This window comes from Ochrobactrum quorumnocens, assembly GCF_002278035.1.
Taxonomy (GTDB): Bacteria; Pseudomonadota; Alphaproteobacteria; order Rhizobiales; family Rhizobiaceae; genus Brucella; species Brucella quorumnocens.
The window spans coordinates 1,179,535-1,198,302 of the sequence record NZ_CP022603.1; the positions used below are offsets into that span (position 1 = coordinate 1,179,535).

Consider the following 18,768-nt stretch of genomic DNA (forward strand, 5'->3'; position numbering starts at 1 on the left):
GAAAACTGGAGGTAAATCGGGCCTCAGGTCAACCGATGCGAACCATATCGCCACAGCCACAGGCAATGCTTAAAGGCTCAATCACACGCTCGACACGCCGCAGGCCTGCCGGCAGCGCACCGGCTTTTCGTTCCTTGCGTGGAGATGCCGCCTCGTCGGGACTGAGAGTGCTGGCCGCCATCTTCTCTTCAACAGCCGTAATCCGCGCCTGCGTTTCGGCAATCGCCCCCTCCAAATCTTCCAGCGTCAGTTCCATCTGCGCAGGAACGAGCTTTTCCGATTTCGGCCCGAACTTCGTGCGCCGGTACTCCTGAACCTGGCCTTCCAGCTTCTCGATCAGTTCTTGCAGGTCGGTGATGAACACATCCTTTTCGGCCACCACCGCCTGCTCATGCTGACGCGCCGCCCGCTCGACCGACAGCTTAAATTGCATGTCCGCAAACGCCTTCACCACCTCTGGCGGAAGCTCTGGGAGCTGGCCGAGATCAATGGGTTTCGATATGCGTTATCATAGCATGTCACAGCATAAAAGCCCAATAAAACAATGACAAAATGCCAGCGAGATCACCCCGCAGCAAAGGGCGGCGTCACGCGACGCCAATCGAGACCTTCAAATAAAGCCTCATATTGAGCCTTTAAAGACGCATGATCCCCTCCTGCACTTTGGGCCAGGCAAAACTGCCGTTATCAAGAATTCTATATGTCAGAACCAGTCCGGTGCCATCCCATACCAGGATTTTCAGCCGATCTCCCCGCTTCGACCGGGAGCACCGGCCTTATTATACCCTTCGGTAGAAACCATAATTTCATTATTGTACTTGAAGCGAACACGATATTCGCCTGCTTTGTCTTGGTAAATTTCGAACTTGTGTGCCATAGGAAACCTGTTTGAAGTTAATTTGGTGTAGCTGTTTGGTCCCAGCATGTGATGGTGCAGAATTGTCACCGACACAGCGGAGGGAGCTATGGGCCAAATTCTCCACGGCAGCGCCAAGACCACGCACGCCAATCGAGCAGAACTACAGCGATCGAAAGCTTCGGCCGCGCAGCTCGCCGCGCGGTTCGGGATGAACGAGAAAACGGTCTTGAAGTGGCGCAAGAGGCGTTCCGTCGAAGATATGCCAATGGGTCCGAAGGAGCGCCGCAGTACGGTTTTGACGCCTGTTGAAGAGGCCGCGATCGTAGCGCTGCGGGTCCAGGCACGGTTACCGTTGGACGATGTCTATATTGCGCTCAAGGATGTCATTCCGCATTTGACCCGTTCTTCGCTGCACCGGTGCCTGCAACGCCACGGCATATCTCGTCTGCCGAAAGGCGACCGGGAAAAGCCCAAGAAGTTCAAAGACTACGAGATTGGCTACTTCCACATTGCATTGCCGAGCTCCGCTATGAAGACGGCAAAGGCTTTCTCTTTGTCGCGGTTGATCGGACCAGCAAGCTGGTGTTTGCCCGGATATATCGTAAGGCCACAAAATTGGCGGCAGCCGGTTTCCTCAAGTCATTGATTAGAACCGTGCTCTACAGGATCCATACAATTCTGACTGATAATGGCGTACAATTTGTTCAGCGCGAGCAAGGTACAAGCCTCACTTTACCGCACATCTTCGGGCGGGTCGCACTTGAAAACGACATCGAGCACCGGCTGACAAAACCATATCATCCGTGGACCAATGGTCAGGCGGAGCGGATGGTGCGGACGATCAAGGAAGCGACCGTCAAATCCTTTCACTACAGCTCGATCAATGAAATGCGCCGGCATGTGTGTGATTGGCTGACTGCATACAACTTTGCCAAACAACTCAAAGCCTTGAAGTTCAAAACGCCCTATGAAGCGATTAAGGAACTCTGGAAGTCAAAGCCAGAGGCCTTTATCGTTAAACCGCACCATCACATGCCGGGACCAAACAGCTAGCCTATCCAATCGGAGACCGATCATGAGTGTAAGGGTAAAGCGCAAATTATTGCAACAGCGTTTAGGACTTGCCTCATCAATGCGTTTTTAGAGTACCCTTGTTGAGCTCGACTTTGCACAAAATTGGCATCGATTTTGAGTGCCGCACTGAGCGTCTTTGGTGAATCAATTCGCCGCAGCTTGTGACCTTGCGTCATTCGTCTGATCGGATTCGAACTGTTGAATGACCAAAGCAGATGAATGCAATAATGAGACCGGGGATGCGGTTCCTCATCGTCTTCACCAATGGCTAGAGCCTTTTCGTTGCGGGTTCACAGCGCCCACATGGAGTCATCTGCTCGTCCTTGTCATGGGAGCTCTCCTTGCACCGGGGAAGCGAACAGTGACATCGTGTCTGCGAATTACGGGTCGCGCCGATGTGACCAGCTTTGCCACTTATCACCAGTTTCTCAATCGGGCTCGCTGGAACCCACGCTTGTTGGCAAGACACTTATTATCCATTGTTGTGACACGGCTTGTACCCGAAGGCCCCGTTGTCATTGGAATGGACGATACAATAGAACGGCGATGGGGTCAGCGTATTGCTGCTCGAGGTATATACCGAGACCCGATACGTTCCAGCCATGGTCATTTCGTCAAGGCCAGTGGATTGCGGTGGCTGAGTTTTATGGTTCTTTCACCGGTCCCCTGGGCCAAATGCCTCAAAGCAATGCCTGTGCTGACAATCCTGTCTCCCTCAGAACGATATAGCCAGAAGATGCTCCGAAGACACAAGATGCTGACCGATTGGGCAAGGCAGGGCCTGCTGCAGATATGTCGTTGGCTACCAGGTCGCCAGATCATCTTTGTCGGCGATAGCAGCTTTGCGGTTCATACACTGGCCGCAGCACTTCCAGACAGGGCTACGCTCATCACTCGGTTGCGCCTCGATGCTAATCTTTTTGCAGCACCGTCTCAAAGGCATGAACACACGCTCGGACGACCCGCGCAAAAGGGGCAACCCTTGCCAAAACTAAAAGCTGTGCTCAAGGACACAAATACCTCGTGGCAGCAGATTGCAGTATCGTCGTGGTATGCCAGACAGACCAACAAAGTTCTCGACATCACGTCGGGAACAGCTCTTTGGTATCGACGTGGAACACCACCCAAACACATTCGCTGGGTCATCGTTCGCGATCCAACATCTCGCCGCGAACCGCAGGCCTTCATGAGTACGAATACGGATCTTGATCCTGTGGAAATCATCTCCTACTACGTTCGGCGTTGGCAGATCGAGGTCACTTTTGCCGAGACCCGTGCGCATCTTGGTGTGGAAACGCAAAGACAGTGGAACGATAAGGCCATTCTGCGCACGACGCCGTCTTTGATGGCACTCTACAGCCTCGTAACACTGTGGGCTTGTGATCTGCTCGGCCAAAACAGTCTTCCGTACACCGCTGCCTGGTACAAAAAAACAAGCTGCACTTTCTCCGACGCCATCGGTGCAGTTCGTATGGTTTTATGGCACCAGGATATTTATCGACAGTCCGCGTTTCACCCGGACATACCTAAAATACCGCCAGGGCGGATCAAACGAATGGCAGAGGCGCTTTGCTTCGCTGCATAATGTGCAAAGTCGAGCTGAGGGCGTCGTCATTTCTCATTCGCTAAACTTTCCAATTTTGCCGCGCAAAAAACAGAGTGACTCATTCTCTCAGGCAATAAAGGCTGATCGTTCGCGATGTTATAATATGATCATTCTATCAGATTTCTGCGTCGATTTTTGACTACACTATAGTGATAGTCGCTCTGCCGTCTTATACCGTACATTGATTCACATTAAAGTTGCTGGGGGTAACTTGCAATCATCACTCAGTAATGATCGGGCGATACAAGCTTACATTTTGACAATCGACGTTCCAGGGGGGCTTCGCCGTGAAAATGCGGACAATATTTGGGCTTCTACCGATCTCACATATCAGTTTGTTTCAGGCTTTACTGTTGATGATGATTTATCGACGGGCTACTCTAGAACGATTTCCCGTCTGATTGAATCAATCAGGGTTTTCAAATCAGTGTCGAACTGATTCAACATCCCTGCTGGTGAAGGAGGCCAGCATGGATGGCTAAAGCTCTTTCACTCGATCTTCGCCAGCGCGTTGTGAATGCGATTGCCACCGGTATGTCCCGCAGACAAGCGGCTGAGCGGTTTGGTGTGAGCGCCGCCAGTGCTATTCGCTGGCAGAAGCAGTTCAGCGACACCGGAACCATTCAATCCGACAAGCAGGGCGGCGACCGTCGTTCGAAACACATCGACGCCCATGCCGCCACGATCCTTGCGCTTTACGAGACGACGCCGGATATCACCCTTGCCGAAATCAAAGTGCGGTTGGCTGAGAGTGGCATAAGGGCCGGGATCGGCACGCTCTGGCGGTTCTTCGACCGGCACGGGATCACGCGTAAAAAAAGACGGCGCACGCGGCCGAACAGGAGCGACCAGCTTTGATGCAAAAGCGCCAGGAGTGGTTCGAAAGCCAACCAGACCTCGATCCCGAGCGTCTGGTATTCATCGACGAAACCTCTGCTTCAACGAAGATGGCGCGCCTGTATGGTCGAGCACCGAAAGGTCAGCGGTGCCGGGCATCCGTCCCGCATGGTCATTGGAAGACCACGACGTTCACCGCCGGCCTTCGACTGGGCGGCATGGCAGCTCCCATGGTGCTGGACGGCCCGATGAACGGCGACGCGTTCCTTGCCTATGTCAGCCAGGTTCTCGTTCCCGAACTGACGCCTGGCGATATCGTCATCATGGACAATCTTCCCGCCCACAAGGTTGCAGGCGTTCGCGACGCCATCGAAGCGGCAGGGGCAGGCCTGTTCTACCTGCCGCCGTATTCACCCGACTTCAATCCGATTGAAATGGCATTCTCCAAACTGAAGGCCTTGCTTCGGGCCGCAGCCGCCAGAACCGTCCCTGACTTGTGGCAGGCCATCGCCGACGCCATCAAACAGTTCAAACCTGACGAATGCCGGAATTACTTCAAGGCTGCCGGGTATGATGCTTTCTGATGGGAAATTGCTCTAATCTGAAGAATTTCATGCGGTATAAACGTGCGTTAACATCACGCGAAATTGCAGTGTATATGGGCCATCGTAAAATCTGGGAAAAGATTATAGACGATGGAGTTTACGCCGGGCTGGTTTTGGAAGACGACGCGCAGATCGTAAATTGTATAGAGCTGGAGACGTTTCTCCATGACGTTCTTTTTAAATTGGACTACAAAAGCTGGAGCATCATAAAATTATCTACCTTTAACAGTACAAAGACTCTGGCATCCAGATTTGTTGGCGCTTCAGAACTCGTGAGCCACAAACACCAACCCAAAGGGGCAGTTGGGTACCTGATCAACCCACACGCTGCAAAGCTTCTATTAAAGCGAAAAAAAATATTCAGACCAGTAGACGAGGATTTTGCTCATCCATGGGAATTTGGTCTCAAGGTATGGTCGTCTGCTGCATATCTTCTTTTCGAAGAAAGCAGGCGACTCGCAAACTCGAGAATAGTTCATGACAGGCACGACGCATACATGCGGAGCGGGTTTGGCTGCACGAAAATAGGGCTCAAGCGAAATATTCTTAAGTTCGAAAAACAGGTTCGCGCTGTATTGTACAAACGTAAACTGGTGGCCAGTTTTGATGGCCAGGAAGGCTGGCATTAGAAGCATTCTAATGTAGGAGAAACTCTCGTTCTGAAGCGATAGGCTGATAAATAGCATTGTATAGGACTACGTTGTGTCGCCCCAATATAAGATAGATGAGCGTCGCTTTATCGATAATGCGATATGCATGAAATATACTGCCGACGTTCTTGCCGCCTTCCTTGCTCGTAATCCAACACAAAGAAGAGATATTCCGGATGCAATAGAATCTATTTACTCAGTGTTTTGGTCCTTATCGCGTTAAATTGGGTGACTGAGTGAATGGAAAAAGAGCTATACCTTCGTAGGCTAATCGCGCTCGAGAAAGTTTATCATCAGACACACCTGTTCTTATCATGTCAGTATCCCGGTTGGCGGGAGACGCGGCTTCGTCTCGCAAGACATCGCCCTTTAATGTCGGGCATCTGGCTCTGTGTTGGTGCGTACGTTTTGAAGCACCGCAAAACTCCTCGGCCGGCATTCTAAGCTGAAAGCGCAGAGCAAGTAGCATACGATCCTTTTTGTCAGACACTGCTGGATTGGCTAGTACTAAAAATAGCGAAAGCAGTAAAAAATGCGCATGACGCTGCCGCAAAAATCGGAAGGCCGTGCGGTGAAAACTCCATCGATAAGCCGCCTATCAATGGGCCACTGAGCGCTCCCACTCCCCACGATATGGACATGAGCGCGTAAACACTTACCAACTCACTCCCCCTAAAACGGTCCCCCAACATGGCAATAATAGTCGTGTAGATACCAACGAATGCTCCCCCCAGATAATTAGCAACGGATAAGCGATCCAAACATTCGATAGTGCAATGGGCCAGACGAGCGCTCCGATAGCCGAAACTACCGCCAGAACAACTACGAGTTTTTGGCGCTTCACCCTGTCTCCAAACCATCCTACAGGAAGTTGTAACAGTATAGAACCAATGAGTAGCACTGTCAGCAAAAGTGTGGCCGATCGCTCGGACCAGCCAAGCTGGATTGCGTAAATTGGCAGTAAAGTCAGGCTGGCCGCCTCCAATGCCGCATTCAGCCCCGCAGCTGCGATTGCCAACGGCACCGCTTTTACAAGGCGAAACAAATTGCCATTGCTCTCCTCTATTGATTGCAATTCGCCAGGTCGGCCGACCTGCAGAACAAGACAAGCAAAGAATGTGAGTGCTGCACCAATGATAAAGGCGAGAGCCTGCTCGCGTCCAACAAGCGCAAGTATTGCCGGCCCCAGGGCTGTTCCCGCTGAGAGAGCGGTCACATAAATAGCAATTATTTTTCCCCGGCTAGCTTCGCTGGCAATCTAATTTAGCCATGCTTCAGAAACTACAAACATTGTTTCAGATGCGGGCCCCAGAGCTGCACGTAGTGGAAACCAAATCCAGAACATAGGTGCAGCAGGAAAGAGCGCGAACAGTGCTCCTGCGACAACTAGTACCGCGCCACAGAGATTATGACGGGTTGGCTTATCGTAGAATAGGGAGGTCTTCTGGTGGGATCAGGAGTTGGATGCTGCGTGCTGCGCCCGGCACGCGGGATATAAATCCTGCCTTCTCGAGGGTCAGCACCATCTGGTGAACAGACGGAGCGGTAACGGCGAAGTGGCGACGCATGTCGGCTTCGGCCGGAGGCTGTTTGAAGATGCGGCTATAGGCGTAGATAAAGGCCAGGTACTGGCCTTGGACTTGCGTAAGGCCATGTCTTGCCGTTGCGGCTTGCGGGTCAAGTGAGGGACTCATTTTCGGTTTCATCTGCGTCTCCGCGCTGAAGGAGGTGTCGATGAATATAAAGTTTTACGTAGAGCTTAGCCAATCGGAACGTGATCAACTGGCTGCTTTGTTGAGCGGGGGCCGTCATGCGTCGCGCAAGATCAAGCGCGCCCAGATCCTGGTCGCGGCGGACGAAGGCTTCAGCGACGAGTTGATCGCGGCAACCTTGAACGTCAGCGGATCGACGATTTACCGGACCAAGCGCCGGTTTGTGGAAGCCAATCTGGAGGGCGCGCTCAGTGAAGAACCGCGCCCGGGCGTTGGGCGCAAGCTATCAGCCAAGGAGGAGGCGCTGTTGGTGGCGACCGCCTGCTCAAAGCCGCCGCCCGGGCGAGCCCGCTGGACGCTTGAGCTTCTGGCCGATGAGATGGTCCGGCTCACCGATCACGACGAATTGTCCTCGGAGACCGTACGTCGCCGGCTGGCTGAGAACCATCTCAAGCCTTGGCGCAAAGACATGTGGTGCATCCCAAAGCTCGATGGGGAATACGTCGCGCGCATGGAGGATGTTCTCGACCTCTACGCAGAGACGCCTGATCCACAAAGGCCCGTGGGTCTGCTTCGACGAGAGCCCGACCCAACTCATCGGCGAAGTGCGCGAGCCCATTGCGGCCAAGCCTGGCCAGTTTGAACGCTACGACTGCGAGTATCGCCGAAACGGCACGGTCAATCTGTTTGTCTTCATGGACGCCCACCGGCCCTGACGCAGGGTGAAGGTCACCGATCGGCGAACCAACCAAGACTTCGCCGAGTGCATGCGCGAACTGGTCGATGTCGATTATCCCGACGCCCCGATCATCCGCGTGGTGATGGACAACCTCTCCACCCATTCCGCCGGGGCGCTTTACGACGCCTTCCCCGCGCCGGAGGCTCAAAGGGTCCTGAAGCGACTGGAGTTCCACCACACGCCCAAGCACGCCAGTTGGCTCAACATGGTCGAGATCGAGATCGGTGTCCTGCGCAGCCAATGCCTCCACCGTCGTATCGACAACAAAGACACTATCATCGCCGAAGTCGCAGCATGGGAGCAGCAACGCAACGCTAATGGCGCCCAGATCCAATGGATGTTCACAACCGAAAAAGCCCGCCAAAAGCTCCGAAAAGCTTACCTCGTCAAAGAGTCATAATCTCTGTGGCGTGGTACTAGTGCGCCTTTCGTTAGTCGACCAAAGCCAAATCGAGACAAAAGCCGGGGTAAAAACGGAGCGACTATCAGCACACCTATCGCATACATCGCACCGTTCGCGCCAATCAGGAACTCCGAATATCCCGAACGGACAGTTCCAGCGCGATCAAAGGCGCGCTGAGTCCGTAAGTCAGGCCAAATGTAGCCGCCGTAAGGATTACGACAACCATTGTTCTCATCGATTGGTGCAAGAGACCGCCCTTTCCGTCACAGAGCGTTCGTTGGTGCGAGCAAACTGCCTACGGGATTGGATGGCGCGAAAAATCCGATTTCTCCAACGTCTGTCGCTATGTTCAACAACCTGATGAAGTAATCGAGCACCAGCCCAGGAGTCCATGTCATGGCTTCGGCTCTGCCACGCACAATACGCATCAGCCAAAAATGGGGATCACTGATGATGCGGAACAAATCTCGCAACGGTTTTCCTGTATCGCTTGCCCCTTCGATTGCCGCGTCTAATGCCTGGATTACCGTCGTGGAACAATTGCGTGCTGTGAGGTTGTAAGTATTATTCTTGCTATAGACTTCCCAGAACGCCCGCAGCGCATGGGCGTTGAATCTGCGAAATACAACCTTCTGATCAGGCATACACCAAGCAGCAGCTTCATCGGCCAGTGATTTGTTAAAACGACCTGACACATCATTCTCATGACCAGCGGAGAGCAGGGCACGAAAATCGTCTGGGCTGTGATCAATATCGTTTGCGGGATAATGGCTGACATATAAATCCGGCGGCATCTCTAGGGCCGCGTGGCCGGTAGAAATAACCCCCTTCTTGTCCACTGCTGCCACGTAACGGTCAATCAACAGTCGGCGCTCTGGATCTTTTATCGAACCTAGCGCGGTCCAAACATAAACGTTCAGGTTAGAACCGCTTTCCGCAATAGCGCCATAACTAGCGACCGGGTGAACTTGGCCTCCCTGCCAATTGCGGGCTGCATACAATGGAAGAGACGTGATTGATGCCCCCTGAGGCAACTCTCGTAACGGCAACGCTAAACGAATGAGCCCATATCCGGAGGTCAACAAAAGCAACGCGAAGCAAAATGGGACTGTCAACAGATGCGGAACCGGCCAAGCGAAAAGTATCATCAACGCAAGACATACTTCAATCAACCCCGCCGCCACGCCCATACGCCAGCGCACACTACGTAAAATATGGGCCGAGGCGATCCGGAACAGTCCGTCGATAAGGAACGCAGTGCCGAAGACAATCGCAGCACCAATATTGTTGTCCCACGGCACATTAAATACTAAAAAAGCCGCAAATAGAAATGAACCACCCCGTATTACGTCGATCCAATGGCGACGTAAACCGAGCGATACGGCGGCGGCGATCTCCACGCTTCCTTCAATAATGAGGAACAGTGCCAATGTATCCAGGACGACTGATAGCCGCCCATCACTCAGATCGAACAGCAGCAGAAACCCCAGTAACGTCCATACGATACCAGCCAACATAAGCACGCGCCACAGGGGTTTTAATGCCCGTGCGCCTAGAAGGAGAAAGAGTAGCCTGATCATAAAATTAAGACTTGAACCGCCGGGCTTGATGTTGGTTGCGTGCAGTGAGCCAGACTTAATACGCAATTCACATAGAGATTGTAAAGACAAGATGGAGGTCAAGACACCGCCATATTCAATGCAGTGCCTGGCATGGGACGCATGACAAAATTGCTGGCATGTAAATTCGCATGATGCTGTTGATTGTGACAATGAAACTGAGCCACGATCTTTTCCAACAAGGACACGACGCCGTCTTTGATGGCACTCTACAGCCTCTTAACACTGTGGGCTTGTGATCTGCTCGGCCAAAACAGTCTTCCGTACACCGCTGCCTGGTACAAAAAACAAGCTGCACTTTCTCCGACGCCATCGGTGCAGTTCGTATGGTTTTATGGGAGCAGGATATTTATCGACAGTCCGCGTTTCACCCGGACATACCTAAAATACCGCCAGGGCGCATCAAACGTATGGCCGAGGCGCTTTGCTTCGCTGCATAATGTGCAAAGTCGAGCTAAGGGGAAAACCGTACGAAATTGATCACCGTTACTTTGACTTTGAATGCTTCGTGTTGCGTTACCACCAAAACGCTATGCTCTCTATATAGGAGTATCGTCGCTGTTACCTTGAAGGTCACTGATGGCACATTTGTCAGTGACCGTCATCAGAACCGTTGACAAATTGGCGTCGGGCTCGTCAAGCAGGAGAAAGACGTCAGTGTGCAGTGGCACAGCAAGGATGTGGGATTGAAAAAAATCCTATAAGGTGAAAGAAAACGCCCAGCTCGTGGTGGCAAATATCGGCCATGTAAGCTGTGGGCGACGGAGTATTAATACTGATCACCTGAAATACGGCAAATAATAATCGATAACCTGCTGTGGATAGGAAGAGGAAAATGCCTTGTATATTAAATTTGATCAGGCACGTATGATGCTTCACCCGGAAATCATCGTGTAAACGCAGAATGCTAGCCAACACTCCCACAGCAACCGCTATTGATCACACAGCTTTAAAAAATTCATAAGCTGGGGCGCTCACAAGGCTGCCAGACTTTTCGGTACAAACAAGAAATCAAATTCCGGTATTTGTTGCGAGCAACGCCCCGGAATATTGCGAGACATTGACTCCGGTATAATCGATTATTCTTGATTTTGCAGCTCATCTAGACCGTCATAGCCCATCAGACGATCTAGCATAATTTCCGTCATTGAACGGTTGTCATTCCCATTATCTATAACCACAAACCAGGACGCGACTATTCCACATTCCTGACAATATGAGGGGTGTTCTCCGATACCTTCTTTACTGCAGCTTACACACAACCAACGTTTTCCTCTTTCTAACATTCGACGACCTCATTCAAAAAAAATTCCGGTATTGCAAATTCATCTCCTCTATCAAAAGAGCAATATTTTGATAACCGATACGAATATAACAATAAAAAGTTGTGCTCCTCTAGCTGCAAAACACTTGGCTTAAAAGGCCCCATATCTCGAGCAGAGTTTGCTTGCGAAAAAGTTAAGGGGAAACACTCCATGGATAGCGCCCTTTGCTAACCTTGGTTGATTGAATCCCGGCCCGTGTCTATGATTATTCGTCGAGAGCTTCTAACATGAGTTCGGCTGTAATTCCACTGCTATACTGCTGCTGCCCCGTGATGAGTCGTCCATCGCGAATTGCGAAGGGCTCATTGGCGGCTTGGCACAGGAAAGTGGTGCCAGCGATATCCATCGCAGCACTCTGAATGGTGTATTCATTCAGCTTCATACCGAAGGCGACATTCACCTTTTCTTCTTCTTCATCGGTGAAGCCGGTCCATTTCTTGCCCTCAGCCAGCAGCTTCCCGTTGGACAGGCGGGTCCACAACAAAAGGCAGGACCCGTGGCAAATCAGCGTGACTATCTTGCCCTTATCGTAGAAATCCGCGATCAGCGCATGCAGTGCGGTGTCGTCCCTGAAGGTGAGCAACGGCCCACCGCCGCCGGCAACCCAGACCGCGTCATAGTCGTCCACCGAGATCGCACTGATGGGAATCGTATTCTTCAACATCGATCCGAACTTCGCATGCTGGACAAAGCCGAGACTGATGAGATCGTCTGCATAAGCACCGTCAGGTGTGCGCGGATCGCTATGAGTGTCAATCATTACCTCGCCGCCTTTTGACGAGGCGAGCTTCACATGATGTCCTGCTTCGATGAACATCAGGAAAGCGCGTGTCATCTCCTCAGCAAAAAAGCCAACGGGAAATCCTTTCAGTTCGGTCGTGTTGGAGACGATCAACAAAACGCGGCGCGGCTTGCGCTTTATGCCGATGCGGGTTTCAACTTTAAGATCGGATACAAGCATCTTGAGTTCCTCTGAGGATTTTGATTTATTAAAATGCCTAGCTCATGTTGGGTTCCAACCTTCACGCTTTCCAACGTTGGTAGCTTTGCGTCCTCTGCGGCTGTAACCCCACTCCAAGACTTCGGTGCCAACATTATTTCAGCGTGAACGTGTCAGCACTGCACGCCCCCGAAGAATCCGCCTTATATTTGCGCCAGTCGTCGATGCTGAGCATCCCGATGCGAACAGCTCCGCTACCGATCTGACTGCTAATATCCTTGACGGTGAGCCATAAAACCGGTTCGTCGCAGAATCCGTTTTTCCCCTTGTTCTGTGAGAAGAATGCGTCCGCGTTGAGTACCTTGTATACGTCTCCATCAAACTCCGTATCGGTTCCGCCCTTCCAAACATCGGAGTACTGTAGCTTCAACTCCCCCTTTAGTTTTGTGAAGCTTGCTGACGTGCGACTGAGCTTCATCGTATTCCCCAAGGTCGAGGAGGTTCCATCGGACAGGGCAGAATAAGAGCGGGTATTTTCAGTCGGCATTGGATCAATCTTTGACTTAGCGGCAGCGCCAAACGCTAGAAGCAGCCCCATGGAAGTTGCGCAGATTAAACTGGTTACTGAGCTGGGAGTGAACTTGATCATCGACTTTTTGTTCCTCTTGAATTTGAACGTTCCCGCGTCGAGAACAGAGACTGCTTTCTGAGTTTCCTTGACTATCAATATAGTTGCCGTCTTCAAACCAATGACTAGGCCGTGTGGACGGATTTGATTAAGATGAAAACCGCTGCGATTGCGACGATTGATCGGAAGTTTCTTGCTGTTTTCTCGCAACGTAAAGCGACACGTTTGAACCGTTTGAGCTTCCCCATCATTTGTTCGATACGTGCGCGGCCTCGATAAAGTGCTACGGCAAAATGTTTTGGAATATTCCGCCTGTTTGATCTGTAAGGGATCACTGGAATAGCGCCAGCCATTCGCGCAGTCTTTCGATTGTCATCGCTATCATAGCCCTTATCAGCAATGATAGCGCGGTGCGTGATTTGAGGACCTGTTTCCATGAGGCTTTTAAACTGTTTGCTATCGGAAGCTTCACCACCGGTCAGTTCAAACCCAAGGGGCTGACCATTTCGGTCGGTTTTCAGATGGATTTTGGTTCCAAACCCTCCACGCGAATACCCGAGCGCTTGGCCTTCCTGCCCCCTTTTGCACCGGCTGCAGAAACATGGGCGCGAATTACGGTGCTGTCGAACATAGCAATCAGATGAGCGCTTTCATCAAGCCCAGCTAAAATGGAGAAATAGTCTTCGAAAATACCTGCTTTCCCCAAGCGGTCAAAACGCTTCCATATGCTGTTCCAATTACCATACCGTTCCGGCAGTGCTCGCCACGAGATGTTGTGGAGGGTGAAATAATGTAGCGCTTCAAGGAATAGACGGTCATTTTTGGCTTTCGCGCCAACGGCTGGCAGACAAGCGCGGAAAACCTCCAGTGCCAGTTCATAGTCACTCTCTGTCATCTTGGTGCACATTGCCGACCTCCAAACACGTCGACAACATATGAATCACCTCAAGTGATAATCTGGAACCCGAAAACTTATACCTGAGTCAATTCGTCCACACGGCCTAAGAGCGTCAACCATTAAGAATATGATCATGTTTTTATAATACGGCGATTATCTACAATGCTCACGGGACGGTTTGGCTCTGCAGTTGGCCCGCGTTCATCTCCGTGGGCACAATCAATGTTCTTCGCAACTATCCTCCGAAGCCACCTTCCTTGAGATAGTGTTCTTCTTCTGGCGTCGTGGTGCGGCCAAACAAGTGATTACGATGTGGAAACCGACCGAAGCGCCGGATAATCTCTCTGTGTCCCACAGCATGACCGAGCCACGGCTCGCCGAGCTTTCTGTTCAAGACGACCGAGATGTCCTGGTCAGAAATATCTTCCGAATGCGCAAAGGGGAGGCAAAAGAATAATCGCAATTCGGGATCAATTCGTTCCATATGTCTGGCGTCTAGAGCTTGTCGCGCGTAGTGGCGAGCCAGCAGATCGGTTGCATACATGTGCGCTGTGTTTCGAAACGCATTACGTGGAAACTGATCAGTCAGGATCAGAAGAGCCAATCCACCCTCGGGTCCAGCGATCCAATCATCATGCGCGCGCGCGGCGATCTGCATATGCAGATCGAGAAACCGTTCGCGGAAAACCCGATCAAATCGTGGGTTCTTCTCAAACCACCGTCCTTGCTTGCCCGCCTCCTGCCAGAACGCGAGAATGGACCTGTCCGGCAGGCTTGTGTGCACATCCCTTAAAAATGGTCGTCCAATCACGGCGATGCCTCCGGCGCTGCGGGCAAGCCGCCTCGAGGCGCATTACCATGGATCAGATCGCGTCCGGCATATATGCCATCGACAGTCTCTAGGGCGAAGCGCTCGGCGTCGCGCCGACGCACATCCTCTATCACACGACCACGTTCCTCTTCCTCCACGTTCATCAGTTCCAACGCCTTCTGGCCGAGAGTCAGCGCTGATTCAAAGGTCTCGCGGATCTGGTACTCGACGCCCACCTGGAGTAATTCAATGGCATGCTCACGGTCGAACGAGCGTGCCAGTAGTGGAACTAGTGGAAATTCCGTTGTCACAAGCTCGGCGATCTTTAGGCTCGCTTCGCGATCATTGACAGCAAGAACGATAAGGCGTGTATTGTGGGCGCCGGCAGCATGAAGAATATCGAGGCGTGCGCCGTCGCCAAAATAGACTTTGAACCCAAAATGTTTTGCATCACGGATGGCGTCTGTATCGGTTTCAATAATGGAGATCGAGCAGCCATTGGCCAATAGAGGCTGGCTGACAATCTGGCCGAAGCGGCCAAAGCCAATCAGCAGCACACTGGCTGCGAGATCCTCTGCCGCCTCGATGCCCACCATTGATGGCGCGGGCTTTGGCATCAGCCGGTCGTGCAGGATGGCTATAATCGGCGTTAGCGCCATTGAGACGATAATGGTCGCGGTCAGGATGGCGTGGGCCTCGCTGTCGATAATGCCAACCGAGGCGGACGCAGCATAGAGCACGAAAGCGAACTCCCCCCCCTGTGCCATCAGCACGGCACGTTCGACTGCTTCACGATTGCTCGCGCGAAACAGGCACGCAATGGCATAGATACCAACAGTCTTAAGCACCATGTAAGCGATGACAGCTACGACAATGGGCCACCAATTAGTGGTGATTACTGTGATATCGAGCGTCATACCCACGCCGAGGAAGAATAGACCAAGAAGAATACCGCGAAAAGGCTCAATATCAGCTTCAAGCTGATGACGGAAGGAGGATTCCGATAGGAGAACGCCAGCAAGGAATGCGCCCATCGCCATCGAAAGACCACCAAGCTGCATGGCAAGCGCTGCACCAAGCACGACGAAGAGTGCGGCTGCCGTCATCACCTCGCGCGCTCTGGCCTTGCCCAGAAGGCGGAACAGCGGATCAAGCAGATAGCGACCTGCAAACACCAACGCAATGATGGAAGCAAGTCCGATGGCGACGTCGGTGATACGGTCCGCAAGGGTAGCGTTTTCACTGCCGGACGCGAGAAAGGCGACAATCGCCAGCAACGGGACGATCGCAAGATCCTCGAATAACAGGATCGCAACGATGCGTCTGCCCTTCGGCGATCCCATGGAACGTCGCTCTTCGAGCATTTGCATAACGATGGCCGTCGAGGTCAGCACAAAACCAGTGCCCGCGACAAAACTCTGCACCAATGGATAGCCGAACGTCAGTCCGACACAAGTGAGTAAACCGATACAAACGCTGACCTGGATTAAACCGAGCCCAAATATTTCTCCACGCATCGACCACAGCCGGGAGGGCTGCATTTCGAGACCTATTATAAACAGGAACATGACGACGCCGAGTTCCGCAACATGCAGTATCGCCTGCGGATCAGAAAACAAACCTATGCCGAACGGGCCAATGGCCAGGCCGGCGGCAAGATAGCCGAGCACCGAGCCAAGGCCAAGCCGCTTGAACAGCGGAACGGCCACAACGGCTGCGCCGAGCAGTACAACAATTGGAAACAGATTGAAGCTGCTGTGAGAAGCGGCCTCCACAGCATGAGCAACGGACTCTGCGGCCATCGCATCAGCCTCTTGCCAATTGCCACGCCACGGCGGCGGCGAATGTTGCAGGGATCGCGAAGACAACGAGCAAAATCGGCAATTCCTGCGCGACCGTGTAACCTGCCCGGCTCACGCCCACCCACATGTTCATGAGAGCTACTGCCAGCCAGACAGGGACAAAAGCTTTCGCTGCAACTGTTATCCCAGCGACATCACCCCCCCAGAGCTTTCCGAACAGCGCAAACACGCCGAGCTGAATAATTCCGGCTATGATTACTATCAGCATATGCAAACTATTATTCCCTCTGTGTAATTCGGTTTCTATGTGATCATCATTGGCAGAATGCCTCTTCGGCTGTCTAATCTGGATTGTTCATCTTCCCATGGCGATGCTTTGTTCAGCGCGACCACGTGTGTGGACCTTCAAAGAAGCACTCGTGAATTTTGCTATCGCAGCAAAATCTCCGTTAAACGACGGCCCTCCAGCCGGTTGAAGTATTGCGTCCGTTTCCACAGCTCAAGAAGCTCTTTTTCAACGGCCAAGCTGGACATCCCGACAGCAGCGCAATAACCACACCCCTTCACCTCTGTTGCGACAGCAGTTGCCTGAGCCTTTCTCTGCTTGATTACACGGTTGGTGTGTATTACATGTTCGCTCAGCCTGTGATCAGTTGCTCGCCAGAATAGCCGCAAGATTGGCCGATGTGCCGGTCAAGATTGCCATCCAATTGATTCCGAACTCTATCAAGAATTTGAAACTGCATTCGCAGCTCCCGCTGATTACGCGACAATCCGTATTGCTTTCTCGTGACGTGACCTGAATAAAAAGATGTGTTTTTTGTTCACCTTCTCAAACACCGTCTCGGCACGTCAGTGAATTTTACGAAAACACACTCAAGTTCCTAGCAATGTCTTTGCCTGCATAAGGCGGAAAAACATCAAACTCAAGATCGGGGTTGCCCATCAACATTGCTTTGGTATTGCTGAGGGCGTCGAAGCCGGCTTTGCCATAATATTTGCCCATGCCACTATTGCCGACACCGCCGAACGGCAAACTATCGATCCAGCAATGCAAATTGGTTTGATTGACACAACTTCCCCCGAACGAGAGCGATGAGAGGACAAAATCTACCATGGTCCGATCTTTGCTAAAAATGTAGGCGGCAAGTGGTGTGGGCTTACGCTTTATGATCCCGACAATTTCATTGAGATCGGTATAGGGCATGACTGGCAGAACCGGGCCAAACAGCTCCTGCTGCAGCGCCGGATCATCCCATGTCGAAGGAAAGAGGACGGTTGGCTCGACATATCGTGAACTTACATCGTAGCGCCCACCATGCACGACCTTTTCGGGCAAGATGTAACTCGCAACCCGTTCCGCGTCATGCTCGCTGATCATCCGCGCAAAGTCGGTACTCTGGCTTGGGTCTTCACCGTACATCCTAACGATCGACGCCTTGAGCTTTACGGTGAAAACATTAGCAACGCTTTCATGGACATAGACATAGCCGGGCGCAATACACCATTGGCCGGAGATTGCGTTGTGACCCCAGACAATACGATCGGCGGCAACGTCGAGATTGGCAGTTGCATCAACGATAGTAGGGTTCTGCCCACCGAGTTCAAGGATGATCGGGGTCAGGTTCTCGGCCGCTGCTCGCATCACTACTTTTCCTACCGTCGACGAACCTGTGAAGAAGATGAAATCGAATGGCAGTTGCAGAAGCTCGCCAATTTCCTCGCGCCCACCAGTCACGACCGAAACATTCTCCGGCGCAAAATACTGCGGCGTTAACCTCGCCAACAGCGACGCCGTAACCGGCGTGGTATTGGCGGGCTTAAGGATGACTGGGTTGCCAGCGGCCAGTGCCGCTATCGCAGGGTCGAGCAGAAGAAGAATTGGTGCATTGAACGGGCCGATCACCAGCGTGACGCCATAAGGCTCCTTGTAAATTACGCCGCTATTGCCAGTTGCTTCCAGCCCGGCCGGGATCGGAGTGGGCTGCGGCGCCATCAAATCAAGAAGGTTCTCACGATAATATTTGATCATCCCGATTGGTACAGTGATTTCAAAGACCTGTTCGAAGGGTGGCTTGTGGAAATCCTGATAGAGTGCGGCGCAAAACGCGTCTTTGTTGTCGCGCAGCATCCGCTCCATGCGGTTGAGCTGGTCGATGCGCCAGTCGTAGCTCTTGGTCGTGTCGCTTAGGAAATGCTCGCGCTGTGTGTCGAATAATGGCTGGAACCGGTTGGTCACGGAAACCTCCTGGAGGAATGT

General features: G+C 52.3%; 16 protein-coding genes and 3 pseudogenes. 5 read left to right on the top strand and 14 right to left on the bottom strand.

Translation table 11 applies throughout. The features are described 5' to 3' along the window. Positions 1–31: 31 nt before the first annotated feature. The 3 genes and pseudogenes from CES85_RS05600 to CES85_RS05610 all read right to left on the bottom strand — a co-directional run. A pseudogene (locus tag CES85_RS05600) lies at positions 32–502 on the bottom strand (transposase domain-containing protein); the annotation flags it as partial. 133 nt (positions 503–635) lie between these two features. Continuing rightward, positions 636–743: an IS66 family insertion sequence element accessory protein TnpB gene (gene tnpB, locus CES85_RS28245; protein ID WP_095445718.1), complete on the bottom strand. Its 108-nt coding sequence runs from the start codon at positions 741–743 to the stop codon at positions 636–638. Next, on the bottom strand, positions 740–877 hold the full coding sequence (locus tag CES85_RS05610; protein ID WP_157743412.1) for a YegP family protein: 138 nt from the start codon (positions 875–877) through the stop codon (positions 740–742). Before CES85_RS05610 ends, tnpB begins: the two co-directional genes overlap by 4 nt. Before the next feature lie 88 nt (positions 878–965). Here CES85_RS05610 and CES85_RS05615 point away from each other — a divergent pair. From CES85_RS05615 to CES85_RS05630, 4 genes and pseudogenes are all read left to right on the top strand, one after another. Next, a pseudogene (locus CES85_RS05615) lies at positions 966–1,912 on the top strand (IS481 family transposase). Between the two features lie 223 nt (positions 1,913–2,135). Then, complete coding sequence (locus CES85_RS05620; protein WP_095444972.1) at positions 2,136–3,518, top strand: IS701 family transposase; 1,383 nt, start codon at positions 2,136–2,138, stop codon at positions 3,516–3,518. Positions 3,519–4,013: 495 nt separating this feature from the next. Next, positions 4,014–4,960 (top strand): IS630 family transposase gene (locus CES85_RS05625; RefSeq protein ID WP_095444992.1). Its coding sequence is split into 2 segments (ribosomal slippage): positions 4,014–4,359 and positions 4,359–4,960, totalling 948 coding nucleotides; the frame shifts between segments, so codons are not numbered across the junction. Between the two features lie 29 nt (positions 4,961–4,989). Beyond that, complete coding sequence (locus tag CES85_RS05630; RefSeq protein WP_157743413.1) at positions 4,990–5,610, top strand: glycosyltransferase family 25 protein; 621 nt, start codon at positions 4,990–4,992, stop codon at positions 5,608–5,610. 676 nt (positions 5,611–6,286) lie between these two features. On the opposite strand, the gene CES85_RS05635 is transcribed toward CES85_RS05630, so the two are convergent. Next, entirely contained in the window at positions 6,287–6,889 is a 603-nt protein-coding gene (locus CES85_RS05635) for an MFS transporter (RefSeq protein ID WP_095444994.1), read from the bottom strand. Positions 6,890–7,052: 163 nt separating this feature from the next. Continuing rightward, the gene (locus tag CES85_RS05640; protein ID WP_095445719.1) at positions 7,053–7,325 is read right to left on the bottom strand and encodes a LexA family protein; all 273 of its coding nucleotides are present in this window, start codon (positions 7,323–7,325) and stop codon (positions 7,053–7,055) included. Between the two features lie 40 nt (positions 7,326–7,365). Here CES85_RS05640 and CES85_RS05645 point away from each other — a divergent pair. After that, positions 7,366–8,482, top strand: a pseudogene (locus CES85_RS05645) (IS630 family transposase). 266 nt (positions 8,483–8,748) lie between these two features. Here the strand turns inward: CES85_RS05645 and CES85_RS05650 are convergent. The 9 genes from CES85_RS05650 to CES85_RS05690 all read right to left on the bottom strand — a co-directional run bounded on the left by CES85_RS05650 (position 8,749) and on the right by CES85_RS05690 (position 18,747). After that, entirely contained in the window at positions 8,749–10,167 is a 1,419-nt protein-coding gene (locus CES85_RS05650; RefSeq protein WP_208636259.1) for an HdeD family acid-resistance protein, read from the bottom strand. Between the two features lie 1,467 nt (positions 10,168–11,634). Beyond that, positions 11,635–12,390, bottom strand: coding sequence for a type 1 glutamine amidotransferase domain-containing protein (locus CES85_RS05655; protein ID WP_095444995.1), 756 nt, complete (start codon positions 12,388–12,390; stop codon positions 11,635–11,637). A gap of 133 nt (positions 12,391–12,523) precedes the next feature. Next, positions 12,524–13,018, bottom strand: a complete 495-nt coding sequence (locus tag CES85_RS05660; RefSeq protein ID WP_095445720.1) for a hypothetical protein — start codon at positions 13,016–13,018, stop codon at positions 12,524–12,526. Positions 13,019–13,122: 104 nt separating this feature from the next. After that, a complete protein-coding gene (locus tag CES85_RS05665) occupies positions 13,123–13,524 on the bottom strand; it encodes an IS5 family transposase (protein ID WP_095444062.1) in 402 nt (133 codons plus the stop codon). Next, a complete protein-coding gene (locus CES85_RS05670; RefSeq protein WP_095444061.1) occupies positions 13,515–13,904 on the bottom strand; it encodes a transposase in 390 nt (129 codons plus the stop codon). The genes CES85_RS05665 and CES85_RS05670 overlap by 10 nt, the downstream gene beginning before the upstream one ends. Positions 13,905–14,130: 226 nt before the next feature. Then, complete coding sequence (locus CES85_RS05675; protein WP_434063345.1) at positions 14,131–14,706, bottom strand: DUF924 family protein; 576 nt, start codon at positions 14,704–14,706, stop codon at positions 14,131–14,133. Beyond that, complete coding sequence (locus CES85_RS05680) at positions 14,703–16,508, bottom strand: monovalent cation:proton antiporter-2 (CPA2) family protein (protein WP_095444997.1); 1,806 nt, start codon at positions 16,506–16,508, stop codon at positions 14,703–14,705. Before CES85_RS05680 ends, CES85_RS05675 begins: the two co-directional genes overlap by 4 nt. A 4-nt stretch (positions 16,509–16,512) precedes the next feature. Further along, a complete protein-coding gene (locus tag CES85_RS05685) occupies positions 16,513–16,776 on the bottom strand; it encodes a hypothetical protein (protein ID WP_244923159.1) in 264 nt (87 codons plus the stop codon). 594 nt (positions 16,777–17,370) lie between these two features. Next, positions 17,371–18,747, bottom strand: a complete 1,377-nt coding sequence (locus CES85_RS05690) for an aldehyde dehydrogenase family protein (protein WP_208636260.1) — start codon at positions 18,745–18,747, stop codon at positions 17,371–17,373. Positions 18,748–18,768 lie beyond the last annotated feature (21 nt).

Excerpts from the sequence above, each read along its gene's own strand:
- CES85_RS05640 (WP_095445719.1), bottom strand. The coding sequence starts at position 7,325 with ATGAGTCCCTCACTTGACCCGCAAGCCGCAACGGCAAGACATGGCCTT.
- CES85_RS05610 (WP_157743412.1), bottom strand. The coding sequence starts at position 877 with ATGGCACACAAGTTCGAAATTTACCAAGACAAAGCAGGCGAATATCGT.
- CES85_RS05630 (WP_157743413.1), top strand. The coding sequence starts at position 4,990 with ATGCGGTATAAACGTGCGTTAACATCACGCGAAATTGCAGTGTATATG.
- CES85_RS05660 (WP_095445720.1), bottom strand. The coding sequence starts at position 13,018 with ATGATCAAGTTCACTCCCAGCTCAGTAACCAGTTTAATCTGCGCAACT.
- CES85_RS05670 (WP_095444061.1), bottom strand. The coding sequence starts at position 13,904 with ATGTGCACCAAGATGACAGAGAGTGACTATGAACTGGCACTGGAGGTT.
- CES85_RS05620 (WP_095444972.1), top strand. The coding sequence starts at position 2,136 with ATGACCAAAGCAGATGAATGCAATAATGAGACCGGGGATGCGGTTCCT.
- CES85_RS05655 (WP_095444995.1), bottom strand. The coding sequence starts at position 12,390 with ATGCTTGTATCCGATCTTAAAGTTGAAACCCGCATCGGCATAAAGCGC.
- CES85_RS05680 (WP_095444997.1), bottom strand. The coding sequence starts at position 16,508 with ATGGCCGCAGAGTCCGTTGCTCATGCTGTGGAGGCCGCTTCTCACAGC.
- CES85_RS05685 (WP_244923159.1), bottom strand. The coding sequence starts at position 16,776 with ATGCTGATAGTAATCATAGCCGGAATTATTCAGCTCGGCGTGTTTGCG.